Origin of the sequence: Rothia endophytica, assembly GCF_928381505.1 — a bacterium.
GTDB classification, from domain to species: Bacteria; Actinomycetota; Actinomycetes; order Actinomycetales; family Micrococcaceae; genus Rothia; species Rothia endophytica_A.
This window is the reverse complement of the sequence record NZ_CAKMSJ010000004.1, coordinates 153,949-167,416: the sequence shown is the minus strand read 5'-3', so window position 1 is coordinate 167,416 and position 13,468 is coordinate 153,949. Positions and strand designations below refer to the sequence as shown.

13 protein-coding genes and 1 pseudogene are annotated in these 13,468 nt (G+C 55.3%); 9 read left to right on the top strand and 5 right to left on the bottom strand.

Annotated features, from left to right (window positions below; genetic code table 11):
* Window positions 1–3: 3 nt before the first annotated feature.
* Together L6990_RS06395 and L6990_RS06390 are read right to left on the bottom strand one after the other, a co-directional pair.
* A complete protein-coding gene (locus L6990_RS06395; protein WP_237203248.1) occupies window positions 4–1,476 on the bottom strand; it encodes an O-acetylhomoserine aminocarboxypropyltransferase/cysteine synthase family protein in 1,473 nt (490 codons plus the stop codon).
* A 113-nt stretch (window positions 1,477–1,589) separates the two neighbouring features.
* Entirely contained in the window at window positions 1,590–2,225 is a 636-nt protein-coding gene (locus tag L6990_RS06390) for a hypothetical protein (protein ID WP_237203247.1), read from the bottom strand.
* 310 nt (window positions 2,226–2,535) lie between these two features.
* On the opposite strand from L6990_RS06390, the gene L6990_RS06385 reads away from it, so the two are divergent.
* The 8 genes from L6990_RS06385 (at window position 2,536) to L6990_RS06350 (ending at window position 8,553) form a co-directional block, all read left to right on the top strand.
* Window positions 2,536–3,162 (top strand): DedA family protein, encoded by a 627-nt coding sequence (locus L6990_RS06385; protein WP_237203246.1) that lies wholly within the window; start codon window positions 2,536–2,538, stop codon window positions 3,160–3,162.
* Window positions 3,163–3,330: 168 nt separating this feature from the next.
* Complete coding sequence (idi, locus tag L6990_RS06380; RefSeq protein WP_237203245.1) at window positions 3,331–3,864, top strand: isopentenyl-diphosphate Delta-isomerase; 534 nt, start codon at window positions 3,331–3,333, stop codon at window positions 3,862–3,864.
* 116 nt (window positions 3,865–3,980) lie between these two features.
* Window positions 3,981–4,472, top strand: a complete 492-nt coding sequence (locus L6990_RS06375; protein WP_237203244.1) for a polyprenyl synthetase family protein — start codon at window positions 3,981–3,983, stop codon at window positions 4,470–4,472.
* A 92-nt stretch (window positions 4,473–4,564) separates the two neighbouring features.
* Window positions 4,565–5,443 carry a phytoene/squalene synthase family protein gene (locus L6990_RS06370; RefSeq protein WP_237203243.1) on the top strand — a complete coding sequence of 293 codons (879 nt, stop codon included), beginning with the start codon at window positions 4,565–4,567 and terminating at the stop codon, window positions 5,441–5,443.
* A complete protein-coding gene (gene crtI / locus L6990_RS06365) occupies window positions 5,440–6,975 on the top strand; it encodes a phytoene desaturase family protein (protein ID WP_237203242.1) in 1,536 nt (511 codons plus the stop codon). Before L6990_RS06370 ends, crtI begins: the two co-directional genes overlap by 4 nt.
* Window positions 6,972–7,337, top strand: a complete 366-nt coding sequence (locus L6990_RS06360) for a lycopene cyclase domain-containing protein (protein ID WP_237203241.1) — start codon at window positions 6,972–6,974, stop codon at window positions 7,335–7,337. The genes crtI and L6990_RS06360 overlap by 4 nt, the downstream gene beginning before the upstream one ends.
* The gene (locus tag L6990_RS06355) at window positions 7,334–7,675 is read left to right on the top strand and encodes a lycopene cyclase domain-containing protein (RefSeq protein ID WP_237203240.1); all 342 of its coding nucleotides are present in this window, start codon (window positions 7,334–7,336) and stop codon (window positions 7,673–7,675) included. Before L6990_RS06360 ends, L6990_RS06355 begins: the two co-directional genes overlap by 4 nt.
* A gap of 2 nt (window positions 7,676–7,677) precedes the next feature.
* A complete protein-coding gene (locus L6990_RS06350; protein WP_237203239.1) occupies window positions 7,678–8,553 on the top strand; it encodes a prenyltransferase in 876 nt (291 codons plus the stop codon).
* Window positions 8,554–8,624: 71 nt separating this feature from the next.
* On the opposite strand, the gene L6990_RS06345 is transcribed toward L6990_RS06350, so the two are convergent.
* Window positions 8,625–9,821: an RNase H family protein gene (locus L6990_RS06345; RefSeq protein WP_237203238.1), complete on the bottom strand. Its 1,197-nt coding sequence runs from the start codon at window positions 9,819–9,821 to the stop codon at window positions 8,625–8,627.
* A gap of 217 nt (window positions 9,822–10,038) precedes the next feature.
* A complete protein-coding gene (locus tag L6990_RS06340; protein ID WP_237203237.1) occupies window positions 10,039–11,067 on the bottom strand; it encodes an ornithine cyclodeaminase in 1,029 nt (342 codons plus the stop codon).
* 153 nt (window positions 11,068–11,220) lie between these two features.
* Here L6990_RS06340 and L6990_RS06335 point away from each other — a divergent pair, with 153 nt between their 5' ends.
* Window positions 11,221–11,652, top strand: a complete 432-nt coding sequence (locus L6990_RS06335) for an Lrp/AsnC family transcriptional regulator (protein ID WP_237203236.1) — start codon at window positions 11,221–11,223, stop codon at window positions 11,650–11,652.
* Between the two features lie 72 nt (window positions 11,653–11,724).
* Here the strand turns inward: L6990_RS06335 and L6990_RS06330 are convergent.
* Window positions 11,725–13,293, bottom strand: a pseudogene (locus L6990_RS06330) (amino acid permease).
* Window positions 13,294–13,468 lie beyond the last annotated feature (175 nt).

Here is a 13,468-nt window from a genome sequence, read left to right as displayed (position 1 = left end):
GGCTTATGCCTCCTTCTTGGGGCGGGAAATCTCGCGAGCGGCGCGCTCGGCGGCGTGGGCTGCGGCATCTGCCTCTAGTGCCTCTTTCTGCGCTAGGGCTTCTGCCTCAGCGGCTGCACGGCGTTCGACCAGCTGATCAGCGCTAGCAACGCCCACGGTTTCACCGGCGTAGTTGCGCCCGGATGCATGGGTGAGTGCCTGGTCCAAATCCCAAATGATATCCTCGGGGTCTTCGAGACCCACCGAAATGCGAATCAAATCTTCGTTGACGCCACCGGCAGCCAGCTGCTCAGCGGTCAGCTGCTGGTGGGTGGTGGACGCCGGGTGCAACACCAGCGTGCGGGCATCCCCGATGTTAGCCAGGTGGGAGGCCAGCTGCAGGGCACCGATGAACTCGGCACCAACGTCTCGGCCACCAGCTTTCTCGGTGGCAGCAACGCCGAAGGAGAAGACCGAGCCCACGCCCAGGGGCAGCAGCTGCTGGCCACGCTCGTAGTGGGGGTGGGCAGGCAGACCAGCGTAGTTGACGTAGGAGATGCGGGGGTCAGCATCCAGCCATTCGACCACAGCGCGGGCATTTGCCAGGTGCGCGTCCATGCGCTGCGCCAGGGTCTCAACGCCCTGCAGAAGGTTGAAAGCTGACTGGGCGGGTAGAGAGGGGCCGAAGTCGCGCAGCTGTTCGCTGCGTAGCTTGGTCAGGAAGCCGTATTCGCCGAAGTTACCCCACCAGGAAATGTTGTTGTAGGAGGGCACCGGCTCGGTCATGGTGGGGAACTTGCCGTTACCCCAGTTGAAGCGGCCAGATTCAACCACAACACCGCCCAGGGTGGTGCCGTGACCGCCCAGGAACTTGGTCACCGAGTGAATCACGATGTCAGCCCCGTGCTCAATGGGACGGATCAGGTAAGGGGTGGAGAGGGTCGCATCGACCACCAGCGGAATATCGTTCTCATGAGCGACAGCTGCCAGGCCGGGCAGGTCAGCAATCTGACCCGAGGGATTAGCAACGATTTCAGTGTAGAGCGCCTTGGTCTCGGGGCGAATGGCGGCGGCATAGTCGGCAGGGTCAGTGCCATCGACAAAGGTGGTCTCGATACCGAAGCGACGCAGGGAGACATCTAGCTGGGTGATGGTGCCGCCGTAAAGGTTGGAGGACGCCACGATGTGGTCCCCCGCCTGGCAGAGGGCAGCGAAGGTAATGAACTCTGCAGCCATACCCGAAGCAGTAGCAACAGCACCGATACCGCCCTCTAGCGAGGCGATACGTTCCTCGAGGGCTGCCACCGTGGGGTTACCCAGACGGGAGTAGATATTGCCGTACTTTTGCAGGGCAAAAAGGTTGGCGGCGTCGTCCGCGTCCTTAAAAACGAAGGAGGTGGACTGGTAGATGGGCACGGCGCGCGCCCCGTGCTCAGCGTCGGGGGTGCCGCCAGCATGCAGGGCGCGGGTGCGGAAGCCAAAGGTATGTTCGGCCACGTGGTGCTCCTTGGAAAGGGGATAGGTATTCACTCTTCATAGTGGTCTAGCCCTCACCAGATAAACAAGTGTTTCTCACATTGCGTATTATGACGACGCGCCCCTACCGCCTGCTAGGTCACCGTGAGTTGCTGGACAAGGGTGGCGTTATCGCGGGTAAAACCGCTGTCGGTGGTAAAGGAGGTCACGTAACCCGCGTAAAGAGTCACTTCTTCTGCGCTTCTTCCAACCATGGATAGGCTGATTTCGCTCCCGGGCCAGGTAGCGGTTGCCGCATCCAACAGCACTGGGTTGGTGGAGGGGCCGGTGAAGCTGGTGACATAGAGACGGTAGCCAGTGAGATCAGGGGTGACTCCTTGAGCTGTTGTTACCGTTTCTTCCACTAGCCGGGGTGCGGTCCACGACTCGGTGCAATCATCCAGCAGCTGGGGTTCTTGCACGGAAACGCACTCTGCGGGCACCGCAAAGTAGTAGTCCAGGCGTGCTAGCTGGGCGGTGGCGTCCACGGCCTGGCCGCTTTCGTAGCCCACTGAGAAGCCTGCGGGTTCCGGGGCTACCGGCAAATCGGTAAAGAGGTTAAGCACCCGGTTGCCATCGCTGTTCAATGACAGGCGACCATTCTGGCTGCTGGCATTGTAGTAGGCATGGTCGGACACCGCGTGGGCAGCTGGCGCGGAGATAGCCAGGGTGGCAGCACCTGACCAGGCGGCACCTTTAAGAGCTGTTCTTCGAGAAAATGCGTTGTTCATGAGTCCCAGCCTAATAAAATTCGGGGCAGAATACTTGCCCGACCAGTGCATACGGCCTCTTATTTGTAATCTGGTTTCATATAAAAGTGGGGACACAACCCGCAGGGTGGGGCTTTCTGAGGGCACGTAAGGCGAGATTCTGGCTCCTGCGCCCAAGAAACACCGCCCGGCGTCCACCCTTAGGTTCTATGACCAAAATCCCCAGCTGACTCACCAGCAGCCTTCTGACTTTTCCCACGTAAGTAAGCAAGAATGAATACAGTTTTTCTGGCGAGGGATAAGCCCGCCTCTAGCATGAAAGAGGGCATGCATGCTCCAAAATATTATTGACTGGATCATCTCGGTCATGGAGGCCATCGGTTCACCGGGTGTAGGTCTAGCGGTGTTCCTTGAGAACGTCTTCCCTCCTATCCCTTCTGAGGTCATTTTGCCGCTGGCAGGTTTCACCTCCTCACAGGGGTCCATGAACGTGGTAGCCGCTTTCATCTGGGCAACCGCCGGTTCCCTTGCCGGCGCCTACTTTCTCTACTATGTCGGTGCCGCCATTGGCGCTGAGCGTCTACGAAAAATTGCGGCATGGATGTGGCTGGTCAAGGTCGATGACGTCGATAAGGCCCTCGCTTGGTTCGACCGCTACGGCAAGGTCTCCATCTTGCTCGGTCGCCTCATCCCCGGCGTGCGTTCCCTCATCTCAGTTCCCGCCGGTATCGACCGCATGCACCCCCTCACCTTCGGCCTCTACACCCTAGCTGGTTCAGCCGTGTGGAACGCCCTGCTCATCTGGTTGGGTTGGATTCTGGGTGAAAACTGGCACGCCGTAGAACACGTCATCGACCAGTACTCCACCGTGGTCTACGCAGTCATCGCCCTAGCCCTGCTTGCCTGCCTGGTATGGCTTATCCGCCGCGCTATCCATGAGAAGCACGACGTCGCCTAAAGTAATAAAGAAGGACGCCGCACCCGGGCCGGGTGCGGCGTTCTTACTTTTAAAGAGGAAAAACCACTTTACCTTGGGTAAATAATAAAAAGGGGGGGGTGTTGAACGTTTCAGACCAGCCAAAAACAAGTAGTCTTCTGATAATTGCTCCTGGGAGGATATGAACTTATGGACGTCGTGCTAGTCGACGAGCAGGGTCAGCCTGTGGGCGTCGCGCCCAAAAATATGGTGCACACAGCTGAAACGCCCCTACATCTTGCATTCTCGTGTCATGTGCTCAACGGGAACGGGGAAGTTCTGATTACCCGCCGGGCCTTGAGCAAAAAAACCTGGCCCGGGGTATGGACCAATTCTTTCTGCGGTCACCCCACGCCCGGCGAAAGTATCACAGACGCACTAACACGCCACGCACGGGGGGAGCTCGGTGCCACGCTAGAGAAGGTAAGCATCGAATTACCTGATTTCAGATATCGTGCCGTAGATGCCAGCGGTGTGGTTGAAAACGAAGTATGCCCGGTCTTTACCGCACATTTGAACGGTGGTTTGACCCCGCACCCAGCTGAGGTTCTAGAGTACCGTTGGGTTTCTCCATCTGACCTTAGGACTAGTCTTACCGCAACCCCTTGGGCCTTTAGCCCCTGGCTCACCTTACAGGCGCCTCTGATGGGACTCTATTCAAACTCCACTGCAGAAAAGGGCTAACAGTGCTAGCTCCACCGGTAAAAACCCAGCAGTCATTTGAAAACTACCTTTCCCAGCTTGTTGAGTTAAATACTCAATCAGCGGTCTCTATGGGGCCGCTCTATGAGCAATTATGGTTGAGTATTGCAACGCTCAGCGCATCAGGTAAACGAGTTCGCCCCACCCTGCTTCTCACCGTATTTGACGCGTACGATGGAATCGCTCATGACGCCGCACTAAAAAGCGCTGCTGCGCTAGAACTATTGCACATCGCTCTGCTCATGCACGATGACATTGTTGATCAGGATCTTGAGCGCCGCGGTTACCCCAACTCTATTCAGGTTTTTCGGGATGCCGCCCTGCATGAAAACCACCCATCTAATATCGCTCAGCGCTGGGGTGAGGCTAACGCTCTGCTAGGAGGGGATCTGCTGATTTCCCTTGCCTACAAGCTTATGGCCTTAATCGACGCCCCTTTCGAGGTGAGAGAGCACTTGCTATCTGTTTTTGAGGAGAGCGTGCAGCATGCAGCGAGTGGGGAACAGCTAGATTTGGCGTATGGGCTGGGTATTAGAACCCCGACCCTTGAGGATTTGCGGACGATGATGCATCGGAAGACGTCCGTCTGATCATGTTCACAGGAAATTCGACAGGCACAGTTTCCCCCCGCTCTGCAAGAACATCTTCTAGCCTTTACCACCACTCTAGGGGGTCGTCTCTCATGAATCACACTGACCGTCTGGGCCTTTACTCCTTAGCCGCGCGGCGTAGTAGCTACCCGGTGATTGGGGTTTACTCTAGCTCCTTTAGGCTGGCGAGTCTCATTTACCCGTCGGCAATGCGCGCTTCTATCGCGTGCATTTACGCACTGGTGAGAGTTGCCGATGAAATTGTTGATGGCACTGCTGCTGATGCCGGGCTCACCGTAGACCAACAGCGTCAGGCTTTGGACGTGTTAGAACGCGAGGTCGAGTTTGCCCTGTCTACCGGTTTCAGTAGCAATCTGGTGGTGCATGCCTTCGCGAGAGAGGCTCGTGCCTGCGGCATCACAGCTGACTTAACCCGGCCCTTTTTTGAATCCATGCGCATGGATCTTGATGAGGTCAACTTCGACACCGATGAGCAGTACCACCGCTATATTTACGGTTCAGCTGAGGTTATCGGCCTGATGTGTCTCTGCATTTTTCTTAAAGATAACCCCTGCCCCCCTCCTCAGCGGCAGGAACTTGAGGGGGCGGCACGGGCATTGGGTGCGGCCTTTCAGAAAATAAATTTCTTACGGGACTACGCTGATGATTCAACTCGCTTGGGGCGGAACTATTTTCCTCACGTGGAGGGCAAACTTAATGAAGACTCCTTGGGGGTGATCATCGCCGATATCGAGCAGGATTTAGCGCATGCACGCTCCGGTATCGACGCTCTGCCACGCCGCGCCCGGTACGCTGTCCGTAGCGCCACCGCTCTCTACAAGCACCTGCTTGAACAGCTTCAAGCGGCCTCCGTTCGTGATATTGAACGTCGCCGTTTCTCTCTTTCCACCCCGACAAAATTACGGCTAATTGGCAAAGAACTGATGCCACTATCGAAAGCAACGCTATGAAGCAAATTGTCATTATTGGTGCAGGTATTTCTGGTTTGGCGGCGGCCGCCCTGTTAGGACGTCAGGGGCACACCGTCACTCTTCTTGAAAAGAAAAAAACCACGGGAGGACGGGCAGGTTCCTGGGAAAAACAGGGGTTCAGGTTCGACACAGGCCCTTCCTGGTATCTAATGCCCGAAGTTTTTGACCATTTTTACGAGTTGATGGGCAGCAGCACCTCTGAGCAGTTGGACCTCAGCCGCCTTGACCCAGGTTACCGCGCCTACTTCGAGGGCCAGCAAGAGCCCTTTGATTTAGCAGGAACCACTGGAGCATTTGAGTCGCTCGTGGCCTTAGACCCCGAGCACAGGGAGGGAATCACAGCTTACGTAGAATCAGCCCGCGATACCTACAACATCGCTTTGAAGCGTTTTCTCTACGGATCTTTCCGTTCCGCTAAGGATTTGGTTCACCCCAGCGTCCTGCGTCGGCTCCCTCATCTGGTGGGACTGCTCAGCCGCTCACTGGATCAGAAGATTCAGGCGCATACAGCAGACCCACGGATGCGCCGTGTGCTGGGCTACCCAGCTGTGTTTTTAGGTGGCTCACCCCTAAAAACCCCCGCTATGTACCACCTGATGACGCATCTGGATGTAAATGCAGGGGTTCTCTACCCACAGGGTGGATTCAATCGCGTGGTAGAGAGCGTCGAGACTCTAGCCCGCCAGTCCGGGGCAACTATCATTACCGGCGCTGATGCCCATAAGATACTGGTGGACGAGGGCGTAGCCAGGGGTGTTGAATATATCGACAGCTCAGGTGAGAGCCATCGTATCTACGGAGATACCGTGGTAGCAGCGTGTGACCTACACTTTGTGGAACATCAGCTTCTTGAAAAAGAAAACCGCGATCATAGCGAGCGCTGGTGGGCTAAGGCAGACAGTGGACCTGGAGCGGTGCTCGCGATGCTGGGTGTTGAAGGGGAGCTTCCAGAGCTGGCACACCACACCCTCTTTTTTGCTGATGACTGGGAAAAAGGCTTTGCTGAGCTTGAAGGCAACACGTTACCTGAAACCCCATCAATTTATATCGGTAAGCCCAGCGCTTCTGATGCGTCAGTTGCCCCTGACGGTTATGAGAACTTATTTGTACTAATTCCCGTGGCTGCGCGTCCAGAATTCGGCCACGGTGGTGAAGATGGCACCGGAGACGAGCAGATTGAACGCTTTGTAGACCGAGCCATTGAGCAGGTAGCAGAGTGGGCTGATATTCCTGACTTGGCTGAGCGTATAGTGGTACGCCGTACCGTGTCACCTGCAGATTTTCAGCAAGAACTGGGGGCATGGAAAGGCACCGCTTTGGGGCCTTCTCACATCCTCACCCAGAGCGCGGTTTTCCGGGCTAGCAATAGGTCCAAGAAGGTAAAGAACCTGCTCTTTGCCGGCTCATCTACGATCCCCGGAATTGGGGTACCCATGTGTCTAATTAGTGCTGAGCTAGTGGTCAAAGAAATGATGGGTGATAAAAGCATGAAGGCGTTGAAGAGCCTATGAATTGGCTCTATCTCTTAGCACTTTTAGGCTCCATCGCTGGCATGGTGATTCTGGATGCCCGGTTTAAGGTGGCGCTCTTCCGGAGGGCCCTTAGTACCGTGCTGATGGTAGGTTTTGGGGTGGTTGCCCTCATCATCGTCGACTTTTATGCCATAGAGCACGCTATTTTTGTTCGGGGTGAGTCCCCTTATCTTCTGGGTATCTGGCTCACCCCGCATATACCCCTTGAAGAGCCTATTTTTCTGGCTTTTCTGAGTTACTGCACCTTGGTCATTTATGGGCTGCTCAACAGATGGGCAGAAACTCGACGAGGTCAAGAAGGCTTAGCTCCTAACGATTCAGCCAGCGAGGTGCAGGTGTGAGCCCCTATAGCCAGCTGGCATTAATCGTCGTCGGGCTAGCGGTTGCCCTCACCCTACTCGGAGCCGTGGTTCTGCGCCGTCAGTCTCAGCGTTTACCGTTGGCGGCTATGGCTCTCACATTGTTGGTGATGCTGACCCTTACCTTGATCTTCGATAACATCATGATCGCTGTTGATCTATGTCGATACCCTGAAGAGAACTTCTCCAATATCACACTAGGGCTCGTGCCACTGGAAGATTTTAGCTACCCCATCTTCACCGCTATGGTGTTGCCTATGTGGTTCGAGGTTCTCAATAAAAGATTCGCTCGCCAGAGACCCCCACAGAAAGCGAGCTAGCGGTGGCAGTATTACCTCTGTTCCAGCGGCTCTTCGTTGCCTCACGCCCCATTAGTTGGGTGAACACTGCATACCCTTTCGCTCTGACCTACTACCTCTTGACCGGTTCCGTTGATCTCACGCTAGTGGTTGGCACCTTTTTCTTCCTCGTGCCCTACAATCTGGTTATGTACGGGGTTAATGACGTCTTCGATTACGCTTCAGACCTCGCTAATCCCCGCAAAGGAGGGGTCGAGGGAGCTCTGCTTCCTCCTGAAAGTCACCGGGCAGTCTTGCTGGCCTGCGGTCTGTGTTCCCTACCCTTCCTCCTCTATCTTTGGTGGGGGTCACCGCTAGTAGCTGGCCTTTTCCTAGCCCTACTAATGCTCGACGTGGTGGGCTATTCCATGCCTCCCTTACGCACCAAAGAACGTGCATTTTTAGACTCCTTGACTTCTAGCATCCACTTCGTGGGCCCAGCCGTCTATGCCGTCTTCTTGACTGGCACCCCCTGGTCTGCCTCACTTATATTCATCATGGTGAGTTTCTTAGCTTGGGGCATGGCAGCTCACGCTTTTGGGGCAGTGCAAGATATCGTCCCAGACCGTGCAGCGGGGCTCAGCTCTATCGCCACCGTGCTCGGTGCCTGCACCACGGTACGCCTCGCCATAAGCTTCTGGGCCCTCAGCGGGCTTTTGTTACTCCTCGCGGGCTGGCCCATCAGCCTTCTCGCTGTTCTAGTCACTCCCTACATTGCGATGGCAGCACCCTTTATACACATCACCGACGACACGTCTATGAAAACCAATCGAGGCTGGCGCCATTTTCTGTGGATTAACTACAGCGTAGGTTTCTTGCTCACCCTGTTCATCATTGCAATCCACCTTATGGCAAATTAAACCCTCATAAAACTCATGGTAGGACGCCGCACCCAGGCCGGGCGCGGCGTCCTTACTTTTCTTGGGTTCGGTTACTTCCAGAGCCTGTTCTTAGCGTGCACACTGGAGGCCTTAATCTGCACCCAGTCAGGGCAGGGTAGGCGCAGTGCCTTCTCACAGCCAGACAGCGCGGTAATTATAGACTCACAGCGCTTATTGAACTCCCCTACATTGGTCTTATCAACAATCTGCCCCGGAAAGTGGCGGTGCATCTTAGAGACCGAATCAGAAGACTCCTGCAAACCGTGACCGGCATGTCCAGGGATATGCTTCACCAGAACTCGGCGCTCGCGGATTGCCTCAGTGAGTTTCTGCATCTCATCAATGACCTGCTGATTCTGCACGCCTTCAGTAACCCACTGGTTATAGCACCAGCGGTTATGAGCTAGCCGCAACACAAAGGTCAGGGCGCCCAGCGAGTCAGTGTGAATAATCAGCTGTCGACCACCGTGGTAAAAGATGTTGAAGGCAGCCAGCATGGCAGAAAGCTCACCGGTCATAATATTGGTGGCATCGTAATGAGAGTGAAAGAAGAAGCCGTCTTCACTCACACCGCCTATACCCATACGCCCACCTTTGAGGTAGCGCTTATTGTTGGTCGCCCTGAATGAACAGTCAGTGAAAACGCTGTACTCCATCAGTTTCTCGACGGGCAGGGGGGCAGTGTGCTTCTCCAGCTCGCCGTGAGCTAGGCGTGAGGCTTCGTCCATGAGGTGAGGCATCAGCTCACCCGCTTGAGTGCCGATGAGCTTCACATGAATCTCCCCTAGTGAGTGGACCTCGTAGGGGTTCATCACCTTATCTAAAGAGCGGTATTCCAAGAAACTCTTGAAAACGGGGAGCTTGCGAAAGAGCAGTTTAAGGTAATGCTTATCCGCTGCCGCTGTCATCAGATTGGTCTTGTACTCAGCCGGAATCACCTGGATCGCCGCTAAAATAGCGCGGCCCAGCATATCGGTATGCACCTCATCGCAGGGAGTCATCAGCGAGTGCGTCAACGATTCAGCAATCGGCTCGCACTCAATAACCTCACGGTCACCGTTCTCACGCGATATATAAATAAGAGTGGTCAGCCCAACATGGCAGTCCCCTGCCGCGCGTACCTGATCCATGATGACCGCAATAACGGCTACGCCCTGTTCAGTAAACCCTGCGGGGTAGGAGCTCGTATAATCCGGGGGCTCCCAAGTCAGCTCGCACTTTTTGATTTGTGCCGGTGTAATTTCCACATTATTCACCTCCGGTGGGGGTGTCTATCTTTGTTTTACTTACGCTTTAAAGCTATACCACCCCGTCGACGATTAGCCAACAGGCTAGAGGAACAGAGTAAAAGCAGCGGGGCAGGTCAGGGTGTGCCCAGTGGGTTCACTTTCTGCCATCAAAAATAAGGACGCCCGCCGCAACGTCACTGTTGCGGCGGGCGTCCTTAGCGTTGAGCGAGCCCTATTAGCTGATGGGTTTGAGAGAGCCAACCAGGGAGAAGAGGTCTTTGGGGTCCTGAGGGTCAGCAATAAGCTCAATGGAGTCCTGCAGTTCGGTGCCAGCGGTCAAGTCGCGCACACATCGCAAGGCTGCAAAGTCAGCAATAGCGAAGCCAACCGAATCGAAGAGGGTAATCTCTTCGGCTGAGCGGCGGCCAGGCTCCTCACCGGTCAGAACCTTCCAGAACTCCACCACGGGGAAGTCCTCTTCAACCTGCTGAATCTCACCCTCGATACGGGTCTGGGGCGGGAATTCAACGAAGACGGTGGAATCGCGCACAATCTGCTCATCCAACTCGGTCTTGCCGGGGCAGTCGCCACCTACAGCGTTAAGGTGCACGCCAGGCTTGACGTGGTGGCGGGCCAGGATGGTGTTCTGCGCTTTATCAGCGGTGCAGGTGGTGATGATGTCTGCGCCCTCTACTGCCTCGTCCACTGAGGATGTAAGGCGGATGCGGAAGCCCAGGGGCTCCATGTTGCGGCGGAACTTCTCCATCGCTTCGGGATCGGTATCGAAGATGACGAGGTCTTCGATGCCCATGGCGGCGCGGAAGCCCAGTGCCTGGAACTCGGACTGTGAGCCGGCGCCAATCATGGCCATGGTGCGCGAGTTGGGGCGGGCCAGTTTCTTAGCGACCATGGCTGAGGTAGCTGCGGTGCGCAGGGCGGTCAGCAGAGTCATTTCTGAGATGAAGGTGGGGTAACCGTTATCAACGTCCGCCAGCATGCCGTAAGCGGTGACGGTCTGAAAGCCGCGAGCAGGGTTTGAAGGGTGCCCGTTGACGTATTTGAAGGAATACTCTTCGCCGTCTGAAGTGGGCATCAACTCGATAACACCGAAGGGGGTGTGGCTGGCGACGCGAGCAATTTTGTCGAACTTTTCCCAGCGCTTGAAGTCGCGTTCTAGGTAGTCAATCATGGTGCCGATGATTTTTTCAACGCTCTCGCGCTGAATCCAACGAGCCATGTTGGTGACGTTAACAAACTGAACCATTCTAGAAAACTCCTCCTTGAGTTTGAACGGAAATAAACATAAACCTGTGACTGCGATAACGATACTCCGCTTTACCTACCACCGGTACATCAAAAATGTACATTTTTTGTAGGGTGAAGAGCAGATTGTATATACAGGGTTAGCATTATGTACATGAGATCCTTAAGCGACCTAGAACATCGACTGCTCACCGAGCTGCGCTCTAACGGCAGAGCACCAGTTTCGCAGCTCGCTGAGAAACTTGGTGTTACGCGCGCAACGGTAACCAAGAAGATGGAACAGCTGGAAACAGAGGGAATCATCGTGGGTTACACGGTGCGTACCGCTTCAGATGCCCTAGAGCAGGGTGTACGTGCCATCTCTATGGTGGTTGTTGAACGTAAGAACTCCAGCCAAGCCATTGCGGATGTGCGTGGCATCCCCGAGGTAACAGCCCTGCACACCACAAACGGTCACTGGGACTTGGTCCTTGAAATTGCCTGCCGTGATTTACCGGATTTTGACCGGGTCTTGCACCACATTCGTTCAGTTAAGGGTGTAGTCAACACCGAATCTAGCCTGCTGTTACGCACTATCAGCAGGTAGCTAATGACCAAGCTTCCCACGCGCTAAAAGGGCGGGCACTCGTGAAAGAGTGCCCGCCCTTCTTGACGGTAGCTAGCGCTCGTCGCGCTGTTCAGAGTCTCCCTGAGGGAGATCCTGATGGATGTTCACGGCCCCACGCTGACGTTCCAGGTAGGCATCAGCCGAAGGGACGTGGGCGACCACGGGGAAGTTACCGGTGTAGCCCTCGCGCACCCGGGCGATTTCGTTGACTCGCTTACGAACCAGGAACCACCCAATGATCAGGATGGGGATCATCAGCACGAAGGTACCCAGCGTCCAGGTACCTACCGGGTAATCAATAGCCATCAGTACAAGTACAGCAGCCAAGAAGACGAGGACGAGCTAGTCACTCACCGGTGAGAAGGGGGCACGGTAGTCCGGGCGCACATACTTGCCTTGCTTAGTCAATTTGATGAATTTCATGTGGGATAGGGTGATAGCTGCCCAGCCCGCCATGGTACCCAGGGCACCCATGTTGAGCACAATTTCAAAAGCGTTCTCGGGGACCACAAAGTTGAGGAAGACGCCAGCGACTGCAACAAAAGCGGTTATAACGATTCCCCCGAAAGGTACGCCACTCTTCGTTAGTTTGCCGGCAAATGCAGGGGCAGAACCAGCCTGAGCCATGGAATACATGATGCGGCCGGTGGAGTAAAGCCCAGCGTTAAGGGAGGAAAGCGCTGCGGTAATAACGACCAGCTGCATGATAGGAGCCGCGTAGTCCACCCCAATAGAACCAAAGAAGGTAACGAAGGGCGAGACACCTGCGGAGTAAGCAGTGTAGGGCAGCAGCAGGCAGAGCAAGAGGACAGAACCAACGTAGAAAACAGCGATACGCAGAATCACGGTGTTGATGGCCTGAGGGATGACCTTGCGGGCATCCTGAGTTTCGCCCGAAGTGGTACCAACCAGCTCAATACCGGCATAAGCAAAGACCACACCCTGCACCACAATGAGGGCAGGTAGCACGCCGTTGGGTAGCAGCCCCCCGTTATCCATAATGAGCGAGAAGCCAGTGGGGGTGCCGGTGGGAGTACCAAAAATAACCATGTAGATACCCACGATCATGAAGATGACCAGTGCGCCGATTTTGATGAGGGAGAACCAGAATTCCAGCTCACCAAAGACCTTGACCGAGAGCATGTTGAAGAAGAGCACAAAGGCAACCACGAAGAGGGCAATAACCCACTGGTCCAGCCCGGCAATAAACTCGCTGTACTGACCGAACCAGAGAATATATATCGCCACGGCGGTAGCATCTGCCACCAGAGTCATTGCCCAGTTGAGCCAGTAAAGCCAACCCGAAACATAGGCCGCTTTCTCACCGTAGAACTCGCGGGAGTAGGACACGAAAGAGCCGGATGATGGGCGGTGAACGATGAGCTCACCTAGGGCACGCAGAATGAGGTAGCCGAAGAAACCGCAAATAGCGTAAAGAATGAAGAGGGAGGGGCCAGCAGATTCAAGACGCGAGCCCGCACCCAAAAATAGGCCGGTGCCGATGGCGCTACCCATGGCAATCATTTGAAGCTGGCGGCGGCCAAGGCCCTGGTGTAGGCCAGCTTCCTCGTGGGCGAATGCGTCGTCAGACGCAATCTGTTGTGGTGTCTTTTGTGACATGACATCCCTTTTTCTCGTAGTGAGGGTTTCAAGTCACAGGTTCATAGTTAGCCAGATTACATTCATGACAGAACTTTGGGAAGTAGCCTCACTAAATTTCCCGGCCGTTCTTAAAATTTCTGGCAGGACTCGGTATGGAAGGGCGTGCCCAGCGGGTGGACGCAACACAGCAGGT